Annotated in this window: 19 protein-coding genes; 9 read left to right on the top strand and 10 right to left on the bottom strand. The window is 54.4% G+C overall.

Features of this window, described 5'->3' with window-relative positions:
* The first annotated feature begins 15 nt into the window (after nucleotides 1-15).
* Nucleotides 16-1,341: an HNH endonuclease signature motif containing protein gene (locus tag CULFRC11_RS00655; RefSeq protein WP_023634887.1), complete on the top strand. Its 1,326-nt coding sequence runs from the start codon at nucleotides 16-18 to the stop codon at nucleotides 1,339-1,341.
* Here CULFRC11_RS00655 and glpK read toward each other — a convergent pair.
* The 4 genes from glpK to CULFRC11_RS00675 all read right to left on the bottom strand — a co-directional run bounded on the left by glpK (nucleotide 1,338) and on the right by CULFRC11_RS00675 (nucleotide 6,372).
* Nucleotides 1,338-2,864, bottom strand: a complete 1,527-nt coding sequence (gene glpK, locus CULFRC11_RS00660; RefSeq protein WP_014835707.1) for a glycerol kinase GlpK — start codon at nucleotides 2,862-2,864, stop codon at nucleotides 1,338-1,340. The two genes, CULFRC11_RS00655 and glpK, sit on opposite strands and share 4 nt — an antisense overlap.
* Before the next feature lie 9 nt (nucleotides 2,865-2,873).
* On the bottom strand, nucleotides 2,874-3,593 hold the full coding sequence (locus tag CULFRC11_RS00665; protein ID WP_023634888.1) for an MIP/aquaporin family protein: 720 nt from the start codon (nucleotides 3,591-3,593) through the stop codon (nucleotides 2,874-2,876).
* 70 nt (nucleotides 3,594-3,663) lie between these two features.
* A complete protein-coding gene (locus CULFRC11_RS00670; RefSeq protein WP_023634889.1) occupies nucleotides 3,664-4,503 on the bottom strand; it encodes an alpha/beta hydrolase in 840 nt (279 codons plus the stop codon).
* A 12-nt stretch (nucleotides 4,504-4,515) separates the two neighbouring features.
* Nucleotides 4,516-6,372, bottom strand: coding sequence for a M13 family metallopeptidase (locus tag CULFRC11_RS00675; protein WP_023634890.1), 1,857 nt, complete (start codon nucleotides 6,370-6,372; stop codon nucleotides 4,516-4,518).
* A 19-nt stretch (nucleotides 6,373-6,391) separates the two neighbouring features.
* Here CULFRC11_RS00675 and CULFRC11_RS00680 point away from each other — a divergent pair, with 19 nt between their 5' ends.
* Genes CULFRC11_RS00680 through CULFRC11_RS00690 form a run of 3 tightly spaced genes read left to right on the top strand, consistent with a single transcriptional unit; the run spans nucleotide 6,392 to nucleotide 8,725 of the window.
* The gene (locus tag CULFRC11_RS00680) at nucleotides 6,392-6,964 is read left to right on the top strand and encodes a hypothetical protein (protein ID WP_023634891.1); all 573 of its coding nucleotides are present in this window, start codon (nucleotides 6,392-6,394) and stop codon (nucleotides 6,962-6,964) included.
* A 56-nt stretch (nucleotides 6,965-7,020) separates the two neighbouring features.
* The gene (locus CULFRC11_RS00685; protein WP_046096523.1) at nucleotides 7,021-7,860 is read left to right on the top strand and encodes a PrsW family intramembrane metalloprotease; all 840 of its coding nucleotides are present in this window, start codon (nucleotides 7,021-7,023) and stop codon (nucleotides 7,858-7,860) included.
* Entirely contained in the window at nucleotides 7,853-8,725 is an 873-nt protein-coding gene (locus CULFRC11_RS00690; RefSeq protein WP_023634893.1) for an ABC transporter substrate-binding protein, read from the top strand. The genes CULFRC11_RS00685 and CULFRC11_RS00690 overlap by 8 nt, the downstream gene beginning before the upstream one ends.
* On the opposite strand, the gene CULFRC11_RS00695 is transcribed toward CULFRC11_RS00690, so the two are convergent.
* The 5 genes from CULFRC11_RS00695 to CULFRC11_RS00715 form a co-directional block, all read right to left on the bottom strand.
* Nucleotides 8,722-12,006, bottom strand: coding sequence for an arabinosyltransferase domain-containing protein (locus tag CULFRC11_RS00695; RefSeq protein WP_023634894.1), 3,285 nt, complete (start codon nucleotides 12,004-12,006; stop codon nucleotides 8,722-8,724). The two genes, CULFRC11_RS00690 and CULFRC11_RS00695, sit on opposite strands and share 4 nt — an antisense overlap.
* Nucleotides 11,999-14,074, bottom strand: a complete 2,076-nt coding sequence (locus tag CULFRC11_RS00700) for a galactan 5-O-arabinofuranosyltransferase (RefSeq protein WP_038620277.1) — start codon at nucleotides 14,072-14,074, stop codon at nucleotides 11,999-12,001. The genes CULFRC11_RS00695 and CULFRC11_RS00700 overlap by 8 nt, the downstream gene beginning before the upstream one ends.
* A gap of 153 nt (nucleotides 14,075-14,227) precedes the next feature.
* Nucleotides 14,228-14,989 carry a decaprenylphospho-beta-D-erythro-pentofuranosid-2-ulose 2-reductase gene (locus CULFRC11_RS00705; RefSeq protein ID WP_013910553.1) on the bottom strand — a complete coding sequence of 254 codons (762 nt, stop codon included), beginning with the start codon at nucleotides 14,987-14,989 and terminating at the stop codon, nucleotides 14,228-14,230.
* 21 nt (nucleotides 14,990-15,010) lie between these two features.
* Nucleotides 15,011-16,477 (bottom strand): decaprenylphosphoryl-beta-D-ribose oxidase, encoded by a 1,467-nt coding sequence (locus CULFRC11_RS00710; protein WP_023634896.1) that lies wholly within the window; start codon nucleotides 16,475-16,477, stop codon nucleotides 15,011-15,013.
* Nucleotides 16,478-16,570: 93 nt separating this feature from the next.
* Nucleotides 16,571-16,798 (bottom strand): hypothetical protein, encoded by a 228-nt coding sequence (locus CULFRC11_RS00715; protein ID WP_031269850.1) that lies wholly within the window; start codon nucleotides 16,796-16,798, stop codon nucleotides 16,571-16,573.
* 43 nt (nucleotides 16,799-16,841) lie between these two features.
* Between CULFRC11_RS00715 and CULFRC11_RS00720 the strand changes: the two genes are divergently transcribed.
* Genes CULFRC11_RS00720 through CULFRC11_RS00735 form a run of 4 tightly spaced genes read left to right on the top strand, consistent with a single transcriptional unit; the run spans nucleotide 16,842 to nucleotide 19,175 of the window.
* A complete protein-coding gene (locus CULFRC11_RS00720; RefSeq protein ID WP_031269852.1) occupies nucleotides 16,842-17,312 on the top strand; it encodes a hypothetical protein in 471 nt (156 codons plus the stop codon).
* On the top strand, nucleotides 17,309-17,830 hold the full coding sequence (locus CULFRC11_RS00725) for a hypothetical protein (protein ID WP_023634899.1): 522 nt from the start codon (nucleotides 17,309-17,311) through the stop codon (nucleotides 17,828-17,830). Before CULFRC11_RS00720 ends, CULFRC11_RS00725 begins: the two co-directional genes overlap by 4 nt.
* Before the next feature lie 23 nt (nucleotides 17,831-17,853).
* Complete coding sequence (locus CULFRC11_RS00730) at nucleotides 17,854-18,711, top strand: hypothetical protein (RefSeq protein WP_023634900.1); 858 nt, start codon at nucleotides 17,854-17,856, stop codon at nucleotides 18,709-18,711.
* Nucleotides 18,712-18,722: 11 nt separating this feature from the next.
* Complete coding sequence (locus CULFRC11_RS00735; protein WP_014835718.1) at nucleotides 18,723-19,175, top strand: GtrA family protein; 453 nt, start codon at nucleotides 18,723-18,725, stop codon at nucleotides 19,173-19,175.
* On the opposite strand, the gene glfT1 is transcribed toward CULFRC11_RS00735, so the two are convergent.
* Nucleotides 19,176-20,078, bottom strand: coding sequence for a galactofuranosyltransferase GlfT1 (glfT1, locus tag CULFRC11_RS00740; RefSeq protein ID WP_031269855.1), 903 nt, complete (start codon nucleotides 20,076-20,078; stop codon nucleotides 19,176-19,178).
* A 241-nt stretch (nucleotides 20,079-20,319) separates the two neighbouring features.
* Here glfT1 and CULFRC11_RS00745 point away from each other — a divergent pair, with 241 nt between their 5' ends.
* The gene (locus tag CULFRC11_RS00745; RefSeq protein WP_023634902.1) at nucleotides 20,320-21,291 is read left to right on the top strand and encodes a metal ABC transporter substrate-binding protein; all 972 of its coding nucleotides are present in this window, start codon (nucleotides 20,320-20,322) and stop codon (nucleotides 21,289-21,291) included.
* Nucleotides 21,292-21,316: the final 25 nt, after the last annotated feature.

Genomic DNA, 21,316 nt, shown 5'->3' on the forward strand with positions numbered 1-21,316 from the left:
TACAGGGGGTGGGTTATGCAAAAGATATCTGAAGCTATTGATCGAATTGCAGATGATATTAATTCTTTGCGTGAGCTATTGACGGCGCCGGAGGAGATTGATTTTTTCGCCGTGGTCGATTCCTTTGTGAAATTAGAGCAAGCTTTTGCCTTTAAAGGCTATGGCGATGCTTTCGTGGCTTACTGTGCGCATATTAATAATGCAGGCGCACTCGTGGGGAGTAAAAAGTCCGTTGATTTTCTTGTTAACGGTCTAGACCTTTCCTTATCGGAAGCCCGAGACAGGCTTGCCAGGGGCATTAATCTTTTTTCTTCTCCACCAGTGGTTGCAGAAGAATGTAACAATCTGCGAGAGAATGCAGCGAAAACAAAAGTTGAGAAATTAAAGATCATTGATCGAGAGTTGCGGAGTCTCAAGGAGAATACTGAGATAGGGACCCATCGCCTGCGGGCAGAATTTATCTCGAAAGCGCAAGACATGGGTGCGGAAGCCCTTGGACAGTACATGAGAAATCGCGTGAAAGAGATTAACTGTAAGTCTGACCCGGATCCGTATGCTGCGCTTAAAAGAAGAAAACTCACCGTAAGCAAACCAGATAAAGACGGCGGGGTATACGTGAGCGGTTATTTGCCGCCGGCCACTGGTGCTTTGCTTAAATCGTTGCTCACACCTGCGAGGCGAAAAGGTGCTGCATCACCGGTTGCTCCGGAAAAAGATAAGCGAACCTGGGCACAACGGAGAGTAGATGTTTTCCACCAATGCTTAGCTCAAAATTCTTCCATGATTGCAAAACAACATGGCGGCGTAGGGACTGTGATTGTGTCTGCGACTATGGAAGAACTTGAAAAAGCTAACTTTTCCACTCGTTTTTATACAAACACAGATGTTGAGCTCTCGCCTCTAGACCTGTTGATGTTAGGCCTGAGAGATGATCTCTTTGCTTGTCTCATGAACAAACAAGGGATTCCACTGCAGCTGGGGCGGAGTAAGCGTACAGCTAGTGTCTATCAACGTTTGGCGCTGGTGGCTAGGGAGGCCGTGTGCTCGCACCCTCATTGCGAACAACCCGCTTCTAATTGCGACGTTCACCACTTGGTAGCGTGGTTTGAGGGTGGGCGCACGGACCTTGAAAATTTAACCCTATTATGCAGACACCACCACACCAGCAACAACGATAGAAGAGATTTTCGTTTTGGCGTGGGGCACTATGGGAGGGAAGCGGGGGTCGTAAAATTTTATAGACCGGGTGCTCCTCCGGAAGAGAATGAATCTCCAGCTAGGCGCAAGTCTGCGGGTTATCGGATAAGGCTGGCGGATACACCTACCCGCCAGAGTGCCTAGACCTCGTCTACGTTTTCTTCCCAGTTCAGGGAACGCTTCACTGCGCGCTTCCAGTCGTGGTAGAGCTCGTCGACCTTTTCCTGCTCCATCTTGGGTTTCCAGACGTGCAAATCGCCTTTTTGTTGGGTGAGGAACTCAAGATTCTCCCAATAACCTACAGAATAACCGGCGGCGAAAGCTGCTCCAGTAGCTGTAGTTTCCACATTTTTAGGGCGGGTAACTGGAACACCGAGAATGTCTGCCTGGAACTGCATCAGGAGTTCGTTGTAGGTCATGCCGCCATCGACACGAAGCTCAGTGAGCTCCACACCAGAGTCTGCGACCATGGCGTCTGCAACATCGCGGGTCTGGTACGCCGTAGCTTCCAAAACAGCGCGGGCTAGGTGATTGCGGTTAACAAAGCGGGTAAGTCCGACGATGACTCCGCGGGCGTCTTGTCGCCAGTATGGGGCGAAAAGTCCGGAGAAAGCTGGGACTATATAGACGCCTCCGTTGTCTTCAACGCTGCGTGCCATGTTTTCGATCATGGGAGAGTTCGGGACAAGCATGAGGTTGTCGCGCAGCCACTGGACTAGCGATCCTCCGACTGCGACCGAACCTTCCAGTGCGTAGACCGGTTTTTGCCCTTCGATTTGGAAACAAACCGTGGTGAGCAGGCCGTTTTCTGACCACTTGGGAGTGGTTCCTGTGTTGAGGAGTAAGAAGAGGCCTGTGCCGTAAGTGTTTTTTGCTTCGCCCGGGCGGAAGCAACCTTGGCCGAACATGGCGGCTTGCTGGTCGCCAAGCATTGAACGGATGGGGACCCCGGAGAGGGATCCGCGCTCACGGACCTGATGGAAATCGCCGACCGAGGGGCGTATTTCAGGGAGCATGTCCATGGGGATGCCCATGGCGTCGCAGAGGTCTTTGTCCCACTCAAGTTTTTCGATGTCCATGAGGAGGGTGCGGGAAGCATTGGTGACGTCGGTTGCGTGCAATGCTGGCGTTCCGTCATCGCCGTCGGCCCCGCCGGTGAGGTTCCATAGGAGCCATGTGTCGATGGTGCCAAAGAGCAGTTCGCCTGCTTCTGCGCGTTCGCGGGCGCCGTCAACGTTATCTAGGATCCATTTGATTTTGGGTCCGGCGGGATAGGAATTGATGAGGAGGCCGGTCTTGCGGTACCAGCGGTCGGCGCCTTCGTCGCCAGCGAGCTCTTTGCAGATTGTAGTGGTGCGAGTGTCCTGCCACACGATGGCGTTGTATACGGGCTCGCCGGTCTTTTTGTCCCAAACTACTGTGGTTTCGCGCTGGTTGGTAATGCCTAAGGCGGCTATGTCCTTGGCAGAGAGATCACTGTCGGCCAGGGCGGTGCCTACTGCGCGGCGGGTATTGTCCCAGATTTCGATGGCATCGTGTTCCACCCAGCCTTTTTGCGGGAAGATTTGCTCATGTTCGTATTGGCCGACGGAGACTTGGTTGCCGTCGTGATCAAAGATGATGCAGCGGGTTGAAGTAGTGCCTTGATCGATGGCTGCTATGTACATGATTACTCCTTACAGTAGGCCTGCGGCGATGGCAGCAAGCATAGGTGCGACGATCGGAACCCATGCATAAGACCAGTTTGCGCTGCCTTTGTCTTTGATTGGAAGGATGAATGCGTACGCTATGCGTGGCCCGAGATCGCGTGCCGGATTGATCGCATATGCGGTGGGGGAGCCTAGGGAGAGTCCGATGGAAATCACGATGAACGCAACGGCGAAGTATTTGAGTGGTCCAACGTCTCCGGAAGGGCCGAAAGCGATGAAGGCTAGAAGCACGAAGGTTGCGATGAACTCGGTGACTGCGTTCCAGAAATTATTCGGATGCGCCGGGTTGGTAAAGAAGATGCCGCCAGTGGTTTTGTTGCCGCCGGGGTTTCCGTCTTCGTCGTAGTTGTTGGCGTCGAAAAGCTGCTTAAACGCTGCCCAGCAAAGGAATGCGCCGAAGATACCGCCGAGCAGTTGGCCTGCAAAGTACCAGGGGACCAGATTCCAAGCGACACTGCCTTTGATGGCGAGCATGAGTGTTACTGCAGGGTTTAGATGTCCGCCAGATGGGTCAGCGATGCTGGCGCCGGCAAAGACGGCCAAACCCCAGCCAAAGGCTATGGCGAGCCAGCCTGCATTGCGTCCCGCCGATGTGCGGAGGGTGACCAATGCGCAGATGCCATTACCCATCAAGAGCAGGATGGTTGTTCCAAAAAACTCCCAATATAGATATTCAACTCCAGTCATTTTTGTCCTTTGGTAGTAGGTGACTAAAGATCGTACAGAATAAGACAAGGAAAAATTTATGTGTTTTTAATCACTGTAGGAAATCTGCTACGTCTTTTACTCGTTCGCGCATGACTTCCGGAGTAGCTACTCGGTGTTCGGAGACATACTCTTTGATAGAAGCCTGCGCCTCCGCCCACGGGTAGCGATCAGCGACGGAATCCTGTGTGGCCACCTGCAAGAAAGTGGGCGGGAAAGTCTGTGGGAATTCTGCGTCGCGTAAGTGAGCGGGGAGGTGATCAAGCGTGAGGTGCGGAAACGTGAGGGCTTGCGCATTCCACAAATCGCTGGTGAGAGCGGCTAATGCGGCCCCGGAGGAGTATCCCCAAGCAACAAGACGCGGCGGATTCATGCTACGCACCCACTGGGCAGCCTGACGCACCGCAGCGACTACTTCGGAGAGTGAGTGTTCTGGTAGAAGCGGGTAGTCAAGATCGAGGAAGGTGATGCCGGACAGGTTGGCCACGGCTGCGACCTCTGGGCGCCAGGAGTTTTCCAAGGCGACTCCCGAGCCTTTCCACCAACCGCCAGGGTGGAGTGAAATGCCCCATACTCCGGTTGGGTGTGCGGGGCGGATGATCTGAGCGTTGGGCATGTCTTCGGTGGTTACACCGTCGCTAAAAGCGACGCCCGGCGTGGTGTGATCCAGCGCGGAACCAAGCATCAGCATGGAAGCATGGGTGATGCGGTCGGCGAGGCGGGCGTCGTAAGTGTCCAGCACATGGGGGTCAGAGGGGGAGTCCGACCAAGGGGGATTCATTGCAGGGCGTTCATAATGGGCCGCTATGTATGTGGAAAGCTGCTCCAATTGTTGTTCGGGTGTCAGTTTCCGATCTTTGCCGCCGACTTCAAATTCATCCATGCGGCCCATGGTACGCCGGGGTTACCAGATCGCGACGCGTTTTTCTGGTGCGATCCACATAGGGGAATCTTCTGGCACGTCAAAGGCCTGATAGAACTCGGCGATGTTGCTTGCAATGACGTTACAGCGGAACTCTGCTGGTGAATGTGGGTCTATGGCTAGGTATTGTTCTGCGAGTTCGGGGCGAATCGCCGTGCGCCAGATGCGAGCCCAGGATAAGAAGAAGCGTTGGAGATCGGCTTCTTCTCCCTGGTCGGCGGCGTAGCGTTGATAAGCAACCACGGCAATGCCTAGACCGCCGAGGTCCCCGATGTTTTCTCCGAGCGTGAATTTGCCGTTAACGCCGACGGATTCCTTGAGGACGGAGGGGACGAGCCCGTGGAATTGTTCGACAAGCTGCGAGGTAAGGCGCGTGAACGCCTCGCGGTCCTCCTCTGTCCACCAGGAGTGAAGATTGCCGTCGCCGTCGTACTGGCTGCCTTGGTCGTCAAAGCCGTGACCAATCTCATGGCCGATGACCGCGCCGATCGCACCAAAATTTTCTGCGGTGTTTGCTTCGGAGTAGAACGGTGCTCGCAAGATGGCGGCAGGGAAGGTGATGTCGTTGACCACCGGATTATAAAAAGCGTTTACGGTTTGTGGCGTGGTGACCCACTCGGAGCGATCTGCGGGTTTGCCCAGCTTGGAGAGCTCGTAGTCATGGACAAAAGCGGAACCGGTGCGGACGTTGCTCAGCAGGTCTTGGCCAGATTCGGAGAAATCTAGATCGCCGTAGTCACGCCAGGTGTCGGGATAGCCGATCTTAGCGTTGAATTTCTCTAGTTTTTCCAGCGCGCGCTTGCGGGTTACCGGGGTCATCCACTCAAGATTCTGAATGCGTTCCCGGTATGCAGCGATGAGGTAGTCCACTAAAATCGCCATGTCTTTTTTGGAGGACGCCGGGAAGTGTTTTTGAACAAAGAGCTGACCGATTTCTTCACCAACAAAGCTTTCTGCAAGGCCCACGGCGCGCTTCCAGCGGTCGCGCTGTTCAGTGGCTCCAGAAAGGGTAGTACCAAAGAAAGCGAAGTCTGCGCGCGAGATTTCGGGGGTGAGAACGCCTGCGCGAGCGTGGAGGATATGCCAGGTAGTAAGCAGCTTCCAATCGTCGATACGCTGGGACAATAGAGCGTCTATGTGCTCCAAGTAGGAGGGCATCATCGCGATCACACGGGATTCAGGAAGCTTGGCCGCGCGCAGGAGCGTTGCGACGTTCCCCGGAAGCTCAGAAAACTCAGTTGGGTTAAAGGTTTTTAGCGCATCGCGAGTGCTCACCACATCCCAGTGCCCCTGAGCGATGTCCTTTTCTAAAGCAACGATGCGATCTGCTGCCTCCTCGGCGGATAAACCACCGAGCCGCTGTGGATTGAGGAACTTCAGCATCGTGGCGACGTGGGACGTGTATGCCTTGAGGACCTCTGGGTGTTCCCGATAATAAGCCTCATCAGGGAGGCCAAGTCCCGACTGCACGATGTAGGCCACAGCATCGCTACCAGCGGAATCTTTGGCTACCCAGAAGCTTACGGGGCCGGTGACACCGAGGCGATCCAGCGTGCCTAATGCAGTAGTCAGATCGCTTGTTTCTAGGAGATCTAGGTCCTCATCAATAGCGGATATGCCGGCGGATTCAATTCCGGGAACATCCATGAAAGAAGCATAAAGCTTTCCGGCCCGTGAGTCTGAAGATTTAACTAGCTCATGGACATCGATCTCTGCCTGATCACGCAAGCCATGGAAGGTTCCGTCCACGCCTCGGTCGTCGGGGATGACATGAGTATCTAGCCATTCACCATTAACAAAACGGTACAAATCTTTCATTACAAGTTGCTGAGAAGTCATGGTCCCCAGGATATATCGAATGTTCGATGAAGAAGGTAGTTTGAACAGTATGTCTTACTTCCAGTTCCGGCCTGCGATGTCGGCAAAATCCTGGTGGCTTATCGCTGCGTTAGTCACTCTGCTTCTTGCCCTCCCCGCCGTGCTCAATGCCGTTGTTCCCAGCATTGATCTCAAACTGAAAAACGTGACCTTAGGGGAAGCGGATAGCATTGAGCTTCCGGTGCTGCTCGATGATGGCGCGCGCTTGCAATGCAAAGAAGAAATGTCCGATTTGTTTCAGCCTCAATGGAATTGTGAAGGTACAAAAATTAATTCCATGGTGGTAAAAGGCAGCACGGATCAAGACCACACGCTGAGGCGAATGATGCGTTTTAATGCTTTGAGCCCGCTGCCGGAAAACGCAGAGATATTCCGTGAGGGGAATATCAGAATAGTCGAAGGTTCTGATGACCAAATTGGACTAAGCCTAGCGGTGCAGGGAGACGACGGTGAGCAAAACACTTTGTTTGTTCTTGTCGAAGGTCCGGATGCGGGCAATGCCGTGCAACTCATTGTGAACAATTTTCAAAACTATAGGGGAGTCACCGCGTGAGTACTTTGGTAGGTCCTGTAAAACCAGCCGCCCATCCAACGTCTATTTCTTGGGTGATGTGGGCGATCATCGCCATATCCACTCCGGTGTCTCTCTTCTTTTTGGGAGTTTATATATTGCTCTCCCCCAGTGGGGCGGCTGTAGGTCTGCTGTGCGGAGCTGCATACCTGATCGTGGGAACCTTGATATTTCGGGTGTCGCCCATGTGGCCTAAAGCGGGTTGGAAGTGGTACTTGACCTCCCTCGGGTGGGGCGCGTGCTCTTCTTTTGCCTTGGTTATGGCCTCGGCACAGCCCATTATTGATTTGACGGACAAGCTGGGCTGGAAGGTCGTGAGTGCTTCCTTTGGGGGAGCATATCCTGAGGAGATCTCCAAAGCGCTTGGTGTTCTCCTTATCCTGTTTACTTTCTCCAAGATCAGCCGCCCTTGGCATGGTTTTGTTACCGGTGGAATGGTTGGCTTGGGGTTCGAAGTCTTTGAGAACTTGATGTATGGGGTTATCGGAGGGATGACGGACGCAAACTCCGATGCGCCTGGAGCACTATTTTCTTGGGGATTACGGAGCGTTGCCGGCCCCGGGCTTCATGTCTTTTTCACAGCAATAGCTGGGTATGGAATCGGCCTAGCCGTGTTTACGTATGGTTGGGATCGAGTCCGTCGTTTTCAAGTAGCGGGCGTTGCTTTGCTAGTAGCCTTTGTTTTTCATTTCTGCTGGAATCTCACGTGGGAAGGAAACCTTGCGGCTATCATCAACGTGATCGCGGTATCGGTGTTCCTCTATCCTCTCGTTATTTATCTGTGGATTAGATGTCACAGAGATGCTGCGGCTGACCTCGGCGTGATTCGCATGACCTCGCCATTAACGTTAGTAAGCCAAGTGAGGAACGATGAATAAACGCATTGCAGTACTGGGAGTCGCGATGTGCCTAACGGCTTGTGGCTCTCTCGAATCTATTGACGGTGGCCGGGATTCTGACGGGATCGTTGTCGGATCTCAGGCGTATTATTCCAACGAAGTCATCGCTGAGATCTATGCGCAAGCGCTGGAAAAAGCTGGGCATAAAGTGGACCGTCAGTTCCAGATCGGGCAGCGGGAAGTTTATATGGCTGAGGTAGAAAACGGATCCATAGATGTATTCCCTGAATACTCAGGTCCGTTGTTGCAGTATTGGAAACCAGATACCGCAGCCCGGCTGCCAGAAGACGTCTATGCGGAATTACAATCCGCTCTTCCAGACAAGTTGCAGGTGTTAAACCAGGCAGAAGCCTCCGACCAAGATTCCTATGTTGTTACTAAGGAATATTCGGAGGAACATGGGGTGACGTCTATTCAGGATCTTAGAAAGGTCCAGAACATAACCTTGGGAGCTAACTCTGAGGCAGAGGATCGCCCTAACGGTCCCAAAGGCCTCAAGAGCGTGTATGGAGTGGATGCCGCCTTTACTCCTATCGAGGATTCCGGCGGGCCACTAACAGTCAAAGCACTCAAAGATGGCGATATTCAACTGGCGATCATCTATAGTGCAGACCCATCCATTGCCGCGAATAACCTGGTGAGCCTCAAGGACCCCAAAGGACAGTTTCTTTCTTCACGCGTAGTGCCACTAGCCAGCAAGAAATTAGACGCAGATGCCGTGGCAGTACTTAATGAAGTGAACGCAAAACTAACCACCCAGGATTTGATCCAACTCAATACGCGTTCTGTGACAGAACAGCTGCCTAGTGCGCTGATTGCCAAAGAATGGCTAAAAGCGCACTAGTGGTCAGTGTTGATATTCATCGGTCCGGGGTACCAGAGGCCTGATCGCGTCACTACTTCTGTGGTGACGGTAGCCAGATCCGGTTCCTTGCCCTGCGAGTTGGGGCGAGGGTGGTAAACCTCGATGGATCCCCAATCGCGCTGCCAGTCGTTCTTGGAATAACTCGGAAGCTGGTAGTTATAGTTCACGGCTTCCGCGATTCCGGTCACGCCACCACCGAAGTAGTCCTGGAAGGAAGCGCCAGAAGCGCGTCCTTCTGCGTCGGCGGAGATACGGAACTGAGGGATCTCTGCCACGCCTGCGTAGTGGTTAAAGGTGCGCTGGCAGGGGAACTGTAGCGGTACTGCCCAGTCGAGTAATCCGGGAGTGTCTGCGGTGTAGACGTCGTTAAGCGTCTCAAGCGTAGGTACGCGGGGCGGCGTAAACGCTAGCCATTCGTCGGGGCTGAGGTTGCCGTCCGTGGCATGGATGCGAATAACGTTGGCTTCCGCAGGAAGCTCTGAAAGCGGAAGTCGCAGGTTGCGCCATTTGAGATCAGGGCCGATGTCAATCATCTGCTTTTCTCCGAGCATCGTGACCTTGCCATCTGAGGCAGTGCCGTACTCAATGAGCAGTTTCTGTCCTTCTTTTTTGACTCCGTCCAGATCGAGGTGCTCGATACTTCCGGCAGCAGAAACCGCGATGATAGGGGCAGACTCGCTGCGTTCTGGCAGTTTGTACCAATCCGAGACGGCCTCAGCATAGTGTTGGTCACCGCTGGTCCACGAGCCCAGAACTGGTACGCGCGTGTAATCCAAATTAAAGGGGAGCTGTGCAGTAGAACCATTTACACCCACAGCTGCGCGGTGCTCTTTACCTTCAGTGTTAGTTTCGCCAGTATCCGTGCTGTTTGCGGTTCCGGCAGTGCTAGAGGAGGACTTGTTTTCTTCTGTGTAGGCCTCGGAGGAAATGTGGTTGGGATCGAATGCTCGATTCTTACCAAAGGTGAGTGATTCGCCCAGGGTGCTGTGTAGCGGCTGGAGGAAGGACTCGTTGGTGTTTGACTCCACGAGGACGTCGTTGGCGAGGTTGCAGGTATTGCCCGCAGCCGCGCGCAGGTTGCCTAAGCCAACAGAATAGGCAGGGTACTGCGAAATGAATCCTTTACCCAGAGACGCCATAGAGAACGCTACGGCGAGGACACTGAGTATCGCAATCGGAGCAGCCGCCAGGCCTTCAAAGCGCTGTTTGCGGAAAGCTACAGGAGCATCGCCGCGTTCTTCCGCCACGTCCTTTTTAAAGGACTGCAAAACGCCGATGGCTAACACGATGAGTGAAATAAGCAGCATCACGGTAGATGCTTCGATCTCATGGATCTGAATCGTCTTATCCCACCACGGCACGCTGTAGCTAGACGTGTACCACCAGCCGTTCGTGCCGGAGAGGGCGAAGGCGAAGACGAAGAGTATTCCGCCCGTGAGAAGGGTGCGTGATCGCGGAGAACGCAACGCCATGTGCGAGAGCGCGACCGCGCCAACGCCAGCGAGGGCCGCTGCGATACCAGCCCATACGCCGAAGTGGTGAGTCCACTTGGTAGGCGTGAACATCATGAAGAACAGCGTTCCGACCATGACGAGCAGCAGGCGGAAGACCGGTCCCTTGTTGCTGCCAGGAACCTTTCCGTTTCGTAGGATCGACGTGATCACGAGCGCGACAGAGACGAAGGTGAAGAAAACGCCGACTCTTCTGGCAAAAGAACCGTCCACGGTTTGTTGCATAAGAACCTGATAACGAGCGAACTCGTTGTACCAGCTTAACGACGGTCCCGTCTCCGAGCGGACATGAATAGACTCGAAGACGTTCATCAGGGTTTGGTCACCGAAAACAGCCACCAACACTGCGGTTCCGGCAGCGGCAAAAGGTGCGACCATGGCCGCGATGCTGAAGGCAGGTTTGCCTCCTAAGAGCGGGATCCTGCGGTAGATAATGCGGATCAAGTAGGACAAACCAGCGAGCAAGCAGGCAACGGCCATGAGACCCGTAGGGCCGCATGCAAGGGTGAACGCAGCCAGAAGGGTTCCCACGGCAGCCGGGAGGAGGCGCTCAGTCTTGATGGCGACCTCGAAGGAAAGCCATGTGAGCAGAGTGCCAGCAGCGATGATCGGTTCTGGACGCAGACCGTTGTTATACGCCAGCCAGAAGGCAAGGAATACAAAGGCCGTGGTCCATTGAGAGACGCGTCGTCCAGCAATTTTTTCTCCCAGACGCGGAAGAACCTCGCGGGAAAGTGCGAACCACACGATAAGACCGGAGATCAGGGAAGGAAGTCGCATCCAGATAGAAGATGTGGAGACATGCGACATGAGGCCCAGGAGATCGTAGTATGGTGCTCCGAAGGGAGATTCTGGGACACCAAACCAACGGTAATAATTGGCCATATAGTCAGCGTGTGCTGCGATTCGGCCCATGGTGAGGATAAAGCCGTCATCGGAGGTGTTGGCACCGATGAAATACCAGAAGCCTAGGATCGCAACGACAATGGCATCAAGTCCACGAGGGCGCCAAGCGCCGGGCTGGAGGAAACGCACTTTTTTGTTGTCTTGCAGATCCAGTAGCCCCAAGCAGACAAGCGCAATCACGGTCATGATCCCGCCCAGCCACATAGTTGCGTACTTTGCCGTGGTGGGGGAAGTAGTGAAGCGGGAGTTAATCTCTACGTCGGCTTTAAGACTGCTGAGAGCGCTCGCTGCCTGAGATTCGAGTTCAGAGTACAGACCCGTGAGCTGTGGGCGTTTGTCTTCATCTATAGAGCCGCTGTGCTCACCGACGGAAGCGGTGGTTGCGTCCTTGGTAGAAGAGACGGCGATTGTGGCGTCGGCAGGCAGTTTCTTGAGTTCATCTGCAGTGAGTTCAAAGACCAGCTCGCCACGGGATGTTATCTGGATTCCGCCGTCGGAAGAGCGCACAAAGAGGCCACGAGCTGCAGCATCTTCGCTGTCCTCAGGCAGGGTTCCCACGATGAGGCTCTGTCCCGGGCGGAGTTTTTCAGAAGCGCTAATCGGAATAGTTGCGTTAAATTCCTGAGGGGAGTAGCTCATCAACGGCGCGTTAACGCTATTGAGAGTTCCGTTTTGTGGCCAGGACAGAGATGACTGCACTTGATTGACTGGCATAAACGGCGTCAAGAGGAAGAACAAAAAGCCAAGAACGCCTGATAAAACCGCTAAAAGCTTGAGCGTTCTCACTGGATTCTGCGAAACTGAACTAGACACGGAATTCGAGTCTACGGCATGCTTATCCACGGGTCACCACCACAAATGGTCCTACCTGATTGACCTTCCACGGGGTGTCTTTACCAGTGAAGACCTCAGGATTGATCTTTACTCCGCGGAAACGGACGTTGGGATTATTGGGGTAGATGTCCTCAGCAAGGTCAAAGTTCCAACCACTTGAGTTTTCTGCCGTAGCATCGGCGCGGAAAATAAACGCCTCTGGTGCCTTCCACGGAGTAGAGTGCAGCGCCTCGTCGAAGGCTTGCGGGTCCTTGAGCTGTTGCCAGCTATCCATTGCCCACTGCTCTATTTTCTTATTTCGCTCGTTAAACTCGCCGAGGGGATTTGCATAATGCGAGGTAAAGGCCTGGAAACCACGGTAGGGGTAGTAGGCCATAAAGTTCATTTCATCCGTGAGGACCACAGTCTCACGGGGAATGGAGCCTTTTTCCCGCAGAATGGCGTCGATACTTGCATAGTATTGCGTGGCATCTGCAGGGTAGCGGTCGGCACGCTCGCCGTTTCCATCTGTGCTGGAATAAGCGTGATCGATGGAGTGGGAGTTCTTGGCCGGAATATCCTGCGCATATTTGATGCCGCCGAGAGCGACGACAATAGCAATGACCATCGTGATCTGGCGTGAAGTGCTAGGAGAGAACTGAACAGGGTAGAGACGATGGATTCCCACGAGGCGGAAATCTGCTATGGCCAGTACGCCTGCGGTTGCCAAGATGATCGTAATAACCGGGTCCAGGCGGAAACCGAAGAGTGTCGAGCCCGTGAGTGTGACGGCCATGGATGCGATGACCCAGATATAAGAAACCACAACGGCAACGCCTAGTGAGTTGATATCCGGATCCGCAGCCCGAGCCAGTAGGTAGATCAGGCCTAGCATGCAGAGGACTCCTATGATGCTGGCTGCAAACATAGGCAGTGGGATTTCCGTGCCCTCAACGGGAAGGAAGTGAGAAGCTGTGGCGCCTGAGGTGTGTTTACCGCTCAACAGGAACGTAAAGTACGGGCCCCAGGCGATAGCAGCGATGGCCATGGAGGAAACGCCGATGAGAACGATACGCCCGATGGGTTTCCACGAGCGCAGGATCAACGCCGAAATAACACCGCTGATGGCGATCAAACTCAAAGCAATAATCGCTGTGTAAAGGGTGTACATGGACGCGGAAATGCCCAAGTAAAAAATGATTGCCAGGATAGCGCTTTTGCGTCCCGACAAGGCACGACGACCAATAATAACTGCGGCGGGTATGCCCATTGCAATAACACATGCGTAAGGCTCTTCTGCGCACATGACGAGCGCAACGGTGGTGGTCACTAAGGCGATGCCAGTGGCTACGGGCAAGCTGCCGACAATACGCTGCCACACCGGTACGAGGAGACAGCCAGCCATGCTGAGAGAAATAAGCGAATACGGCTGGAATACTTCCCAACCGGGCAAGCCAAGGAGCGCGCCCAGTCGTCCACCGAACCAGAACCACGCGCCGGGGTAGTAAGCCGGAAGGTCGATGTAGTTCATATCGGTGAGATGCCAGGAGTCTGTCAGCCGCGTCATGTATTGGGTGCGGAAAACCTGGTCGACGGTCAGCCCGTCGAGGTAGAGCTTGGTCGGGGACAGCGGTATCCCGAGGGAAGCCACTATGAGACCAGCTGGTGACAGATAAGTTACGGCATAGGTGAGCCAAGTAAACCAGCGAGGGCGCTTTTGGTTTGTCTTCTCATAATGAACCCACCAGATCATGAGCGCTGTGACCGCAATGACAACAAAGAGAGTGCAGACAGTGGCCAGTGCGCGTGTAACTAAAGAAGGTCCGAATGCTGGGAGATTGACCTGCTTAAGTATGAACCAAGAGATGAGCGTAAAGAGGCCACCTCCCAGGATCGCGGCGGCTATTCCGAACAGCGTATGTGGAGCATCCTGAATATCGGGAGTGTAGTCAAAGTCGTAACTCTTATCCCGTGGATTGGCCTTATCCGGGTGCTTGAGCATCACCGGAAAAGGATCGCTGGCTGCAGCGGAGGTGTGCGGCGCTTCCGAGTCGTCTTTCGGCGGTTGGGAATCTGCGTTGCGGGCACGATTGATCATAGAGAACAGTGTGTCACATGCTCTTAAGACCTTTAAGAAGTGTCGTTGATATTCTTGCCGGTGACAGCGACTTTAGTGACGATCATCACTGATTTTGTTGTTAAAGTGCGCCGAAACGTAAAAGCCGCCGTGCGGCGCACGGCGGCTAGAAAGTTAGAACGGTAGCTTTCGGAAGATCGTCTGTGGGATGAACTTGAAAGCAAGCGAGACATATTCGAACAACGGGTGAACGAAGATGGAGCTCTTGCCGGACAGCACTGCCTGGACAGTAGCCTTGGCCACGTCCTCGCGATCCACTGTCAGCGGAGCCTCTCCTGCATCGGCAGACATCTTGGTGCGTACCTGGCCGGGGCGCACGACAAGGACGTTAACGCCGTGGTCGCGAAGAGCCTCGCCGAGGTTGACGTAGAATCCGTCCATACCAGCCTTCGATGCGCCATAAACGAAGTTAGAGCGGCGAACACGCTGGCCTGCAACAGAAGACAGAGCGACGATAGTGCCGTGTCCCTGGGCCTTGAATTTCTCTGCGAGAAGCACACCAACGGACACCGGTGCGGTGTAGTTGGTCTCAGCGCTTGCCACAGCCTTGGCCTGGTCTTGCCAGAGTTCTTCCTGATCACCGAGGGTGCCGAAGGCGACAATGGCTACGTCGACATCTCCCACGAGGAATGCCTGGTCGATGACATCAGCGTGAGTATCAAAAGCGGTTGCGTCGAAGTCGATGACCTCAACAGCGGATGCTCCAGCGGACTCGATGGCCTTCACGGCGGCGTCGATACGCGGGGAGTCCTTGCGCGCGGCAAGGGTAACGTGCGCAGGACCGTGAGTAAGGAACTCGTTCACGATGGCTAGGCCGATCTCGGACGTGCCACCGAGAAGGAGAATGTTTTGGGCTTTGCCCACTGCGTTCAGCATAGGAATCTTTCTTTCGGCGGATTAGTGCAGCTCGAGGCGGCGGGACATGTCGGAAGCGAAGACGCCGGTGGGGTCGATCGCATTACGTGTCTTGAGCCAGCCTTCCATGCCCGGGTACATCGAGTGGAAATTCTCGGCGCTGGTGCGGGACTCTTTGGCCAGGTAAAGGCGTCCACCGAACTCCATGACGCGACGGTCGAGATCATCGAGGAACTTGCCCAGGCCTGGCTTAATTGGGAAGTCTACACAGACGTTCCAGCCTGGCATCGGGTAACTCAACGGTGCGCGGTTGCCCTCTCCGAAGAGCTTGAACACGTTGAGAGCAGAGTAATGGCCGGAACGCTGGATATCACGGACGATATCCTTGAACGGTTCGACGGCCTCACGCGGAACGACGAACTGGTACTGCAGGAAGCCCTTGGAACCGTAACCACGGTTCCACTCGCCGATGAGGTCGAGCGGCTGGTAGAACTGGGTAAGGTTTTGCACCTTATTCTTGTAGGTACCGGACTTGAGCCACCACAGTTCACCGATCGCCATCATTGACAGCTTGTTCATGGTGAAGGACGGGAAAATGTCCGGCACTGTTACCAGCTGCGGAGCATTGAACTTCAGCGGGTCCTTAGCCAACTTGGGAGAGAGCTCTTCTAGTTGAGCAAGAGTTGCCAGCGAACCACGCGAAATGGCGGCACGGCCGAGCTTGGGCTCTGGGCTGATGGCATCGAACCATGCAGAAGAATAAGTGAAGTTGGACTCGGATCCGTCGGAGTGGAATTCCACGGTTTCATCGAGGTTAGCGGTGAGGTCACCGTCTGCAATGAAGTACGCAGTCTCAGTCTTGGTCATGCGGATCTTCGCACGGACAATGATGCCGGTGAGGCCCATGCCACCAACGGTTGCCCAGAAGATAGAGCCATCTGGGTCGTCTGCGGAGCCCTCTGGCTCAAGGTGCAGGATGCGGCCATCGGCAACTAGTAGCTCCATGGAGGTGACGTGATCGCCAAAAGAGCCAGCTGAGTGGTGGTTCTTTCCGTGGATGTCTGGACCAATAGCGCCGCCAATGGTGACCTGGCGAGTGCCAGGCAGAACAGGAACCCACAGCCCGTAGGGGAGAGCTGCCTTCATCAACTGGTCAAGGGTAACGCCGCCGTCGACATCGACGATGGCGGTCTCTGGATCAATAGAGTGGATCTTGTTCAAAGGCTGCATATCAATGACAAGACCGCCAGCATTTTGTGCAGGGTCGCCGTAGGAGCGACCCATGCCGCGAGGAATTACGCCACGGCGGAGATAGTCTGGCTTGGAGTCATTTTGCTCGGCGACTTGGCGCACGGCCTTGACGATGGTCTCCAAATCTGGAGTTGCGAGGACCTCTGCGGTCGTGGGGGCAGTGCGTCCCCAGCCGGTGAGTTTCATGGCTTCTGTGTGTAAGGCTCCGGAGACACCGCTCGAAGCTGCGGTGCTGGACGTGCCCTTGGCGCTCGTCATCGTCTAACCACCGTACCCGTTTACTTCCGAATGTGACCACGTCTAAGCGTGCTGGAAAGGGTGGTTTTCCTCACTAAAACGCGTTTAAGGTGTTTAGAGGTCCATCATGTCTCGGATTTCCTGAGGGAGCTCTTCCTGCGATGTGATCTGAGGGCCATCGTATTCTTCAAGGATTTGGTAGACCCGCACTCGGGAAGCACTATCCAGCATAGGGATCTCTTCAGCCATGAGCAGTGTCATGCGCGAATCCATGGGAGTATTTGTCTGCTCCGCAGCGATATGCGTTTCCACGGCCTTCTTTTTCTTGAGGAATCCAAACATAGAAGTCACTGTACCTCCTGTGGGTTTCGCTACTCTGGAGTATATGAAGGACACCACTACTGAGCAGCGTGCCAGAAACGCAAACCCCTTAGATGACACCATGACAGGCCGTATCTCCCAGGCCATGGCGGTAGGACTAGTCACAGCTTTGCCGGATTATGTGCACAATAAAGCATGCCGATGGGTTATTAACACTGTCATTCTCGGTTCCTTATTAAGCGTTGCATTGTACGCAAACACACAAGATGAAGATCCGGACAATGACCCCGACGTGATTGCTGCGCGTGTGCGCGAAAAGTTGGAGGGAGATGAGCCTAAAGAATTTGGTCCGGTTGCTACGTGGACTGCTTTTGCGTTGCTACTGCTGGTGTTCATCGGGATCAATAAAGTAGACCGAACGATCAACAAAAAGGTCGTTGCATTTTTGCGTCGGCGCGGTGTTTCCAAGCCTCATACGCTCCTCGGGGTTCTCGGGGCAGCGCTGGTTTTCGTTTCTTCCGGAGACTCGCAGTGATTAGCATTATCGACGTCCTCGGGGAGGCTCCGGATCACACCGTCGTGCTTTGGCACGTGCATACGGACCCCAACTATCCCACTAGTCTTATGTCCGGGGCATGGATGCTTGGGGCGGGGGAAGCTACGCCCGTCGATAGGCTTCCGGACCTGCTTGTAGGAACAATGGCCCTTCCCCTGAACGATAAAGCTCGCGCATTAGTAGACGTCGAATGTATCGATCTTGACGACGTTGCAGGAGCAGTTCAGGCAGGGCTCGATGCCATCAAGAAGGAAGCTGCACGAGCAAAAACGGAGAACGAGAAACTCGTCGTCCCGCGTTTTGAGGCCCTCGCGGACATCTCTCCGGAGGATTTCCGTGACGCATATCGGGGAGAGCCTCAGGCGCGGGATGCCTGGATGATGGCCAGCGCAGTAGCTGGCTGGATGCAACAATGGCTCGACATAGAATCTGTGCGCAGAAGCCGTGCGTATCTCAAGGAAGCGTTTGGTTCTGACCCTCGGCCGTTACCGCTCTGATAAAAATCGCTACGCTGGGCAATGTGATACGGCGTAACGGAGTGATCTCGATAAACGAGGCACGTCTGCGCCGTGTACAGACTGTTGCTCGACGCAGACGAGCCCGGGTAATACTTTTACAGCTTAAGGTTATCGATGCAGCCGGGGGACTGCATCGAGTTATCGGTGTGAGGGACACGCTGAAGCTTGCGGGGGTCGCTGAGGTTATCAAGACGTGTTTTGGTTTTGATTCCGCCTCACCACAATCCTTTTATCGCTGTGGCGAGCAGGTATCGATGAACGACTGCCTTCACGCGCACGTTGCTGCGATTCGCGCCGGGCAGCTCGAATACGACTGGGGACTGTGGCGAGTACGCCTTTCAATTCTGGGGACATCGTCCCGTGAATCTTCCACTCCAGAGGCCTTGTGCTTGGGAGGAAGCGGGAACCTCTATGAACCGGATGCACCAGTGGACACGGCCCGGATCAATATGGCTATTGGAGGACTGTCTCACGCGCATGAGGAAGTTGTCTCCATTATTCAACGCACCCAGGAAACTGGGCTGATTCCGCTCCTTCAGGCGCTAGGGCTTGAAGACGAGCCACATCACGCGGTGCCCGGTCTGCATGCTCTGCCTGTGGAGCAATCGCGTCAGGCGCGGGATGCATGGTGGTCATGCGTGATTGGGATGGCGTGCCTGGGCGGTGAAGACTTGGGATTGCGGGTGGCCGGACAGCTTATGCGGAAGCTGGGCTGGGGAGAAAACCTGACGGACGAGCGGATTCGTGAGTTATGCGGGGCGTCGATAAGCAAGCTAGAAGCGCTCGGTGGTTGTGGTGCTCACGCGCTATCTGCTGTGGAAAGAATTGATATCTACCGGGAATTGCTTCGGAAGAGGTAAAATCGCGCCTCGTGGCTAATTCCAACACCGGCGCAAATGACGCTCCCAACGTGACTATCCGTCCCTCCTCGGAGAGCGTGGCATCTCAAGGCATTAAGTTCATCATCTCCGGAGGAATCTCCGCAGTCGTAGACCTCGGATTGACTTATCTATGCCAGATCGTCTTTGGGTTCTCGGCTGCAGGTGGACGCACCATTGGCTTTATTTTTGGCACGATTACTGCTTACCTGATCAACCGACGCTGGACCTTCCAGGCTGAGGCGTCGACCAAGCGATTCTTGCAGGTGGCTGCGCTGTATACGATTACTTACTTTGTTAACGTGGGCGGGCATGCGCTGCTCTTCTCGCTTATGACTCATTACGGGTTGAGCGAGCGGATTGCCCTCGTTATTGCTTTCGTGATCTCGCAGGGGACAGCTACCGTGATTAACTTCTTTGTTCAGCGCATCTTTATCTTTAAGTAGCTAAGGCCGTTCAAAACGCTCCGAGCGGCCCATGCGGTGGAGTTTGAGCCATTGCACAAATCCTCGAGGATCTTTGCGCTGGATAAGGAAGAACCATCCAAAGCGCGCATACTCCTGGGGGAGAAGCCGGCGCATGCCGGGTTGGTTCATGAGGTACCCGCGGTTGCGGTAGGTGAAGAATCGTTTTCCCTCGTTATCGGGATACTGCGTGTGCATACGGCCACCAAGAATCGGCTTGAACTCATCCGAGCCGTCCGGGTGGAGATATGCGGCGGTGAGGCAGGTGCCAAACTTGAGCCCGGAGCGCACCAGGCGGCGATGATATTCGACTTCATCGCCTCGAATAAACAGACGCAGATCGGGGACACCGATGCGCTGCATGGCATCGGCAGAGATCAAAGCGCCGTTGAAGAGCGAGGCGATGCCTGCCAAAAAGTCCTCGCTGCCGAGCTCACTACGGAACCTGCGCCAGGTGGTGCCACGGCGCAGCGGGAAGGCCAACTGGTCGGGTTTTTCTGCGTTGCAAACGACGGGGGAGACCTGATCAAGCTGGTACTTTTCCGCTACGCGTAAGAGCGTTGCCAGAACGTTTTCGTCTTCCGGCTGGCCGTCGTCGTCGGCGCACCAGACTGCGTCGGCTCCTAATCGCAGTGCTGTGAGAAAGCCAAGAGCAAACCCGCCAGCGCCGCCTAGATTATGTTTGCTTCCTAAGTAGACGGCGCGCTCGCTGGCGATATCTGTGACTAAGCTTTCGACGGCGGGGTCGTCACCATTATCTACAACGATGATGTGATCCACGGGATGCGTCTGTTGCGCAACGATCTTCAAGGAATTCTGCAACAGTTCGACGCGGTTGTGGGTAACAATGACAGCCGCGATGCGACCAGTAGAAGCGATAGGCATGGGTTTTATTGTGGCATAGTCTGCGCGGGGCGAGGGGACCGTGTCGAGTGCTGTGATGGAATTGCCCAATTTTGGTTGTGATATGTACCTCTAGGCTATTGGCATTGAATTGAAAAACGGCATGTTGGGTTGGTTATTTTCAGCTTCTGGCGAGGTGTTTTATAAGGGTTGGGAAAACTAACTAAGGGTAAGCAAAGAAAAAGCTATCCGGCAGTGCAGAACGGTAATAGGATCCGTACTCATGACTAAGGAATTCTCTCGCTATGGCCGGCGCGGTTTTCTCCGTGCGGCGGTCTCCACACTCACGGCACTGACGTTAATAAGCGGGCTCAGCGCGTGCTCCAGCGAAAAGACTAACGAAGCAAAAACCGGCGCCCTTTCCGTCTTTGCTACCACTGGTTATATCGGCGATGCCGTGAAAAATATTGCCCCCGACGCCGATGTGACTGTGATGGTGGGGCCTGGCGGCGACCCACACACCTATCAGCCCACCACGCAGGATATTTCCAAGATTAAGACTTCCAATGTTGTCCTCTGGTCAGGATTGCATATGGAAGCCAAAATGCTGGACGAGCTGGCTGCACAGGGGGACCGACAAGCAGCGGTGGCGGAAGCGATACCGGAATCTGAGCGTCTTGAATGGCCTGAGCTCGGCGATAACGGTGAAAAGCTCTGGGACCCGCACGTATGGAACTCCACGGGAAATTGGAAGTACGTTGTGGATGCGATCGTGAAGAAGCTCTCCGAGGTAGACAAAGAAAACGCGGAGACCTACAAAAAGAATGCTGAAACGTATAAAAAGCAGATCGATGAGACCGCGGCCTATGTCAAGGAGCAAATCGACGCCATCCCTGCGGAAAAGCGCATCTTGATTACTGGACACGATGCCTTCAACTATTTTGGCAAGCAGTTCGGCTTGGAGATCCACGCCACGGATTTTGTTACCTCGGAGTCGGAGATGTCTCCTACTGAGTTGGCAGAACTGGGTACGTTCATCGCAGAAAAGAAAATACCGACGATCTTCCAGGATAATTTGGCCAACCCTCAAGCTATTAACTCGCTGAAAGAGACAGTGAAAGCAAAAGGCTGGAACGTTGAGGTCTCGGATAAAGAGCTTTATGCGGATTCCCTCGGAGAATCGGCTCCCACCGATACTTATCTGGGTGTTTTAAAGTACAACGCTGATGCTATTAAGGCGGCTCTGACCAAGTAGTTGGAGACAGTAAAGTAGCAGTCGG

This window comes from Corynebacterium ulcerans (genome assembly GCF_000767685.1).
GTDB classification, from domain to species: Bacteria; Actinomycetota; Actinomycetes; order Mycobacteriales; family Mycobacteriaceae; genus Corynebacterium; species Corynebacterium ulcerans.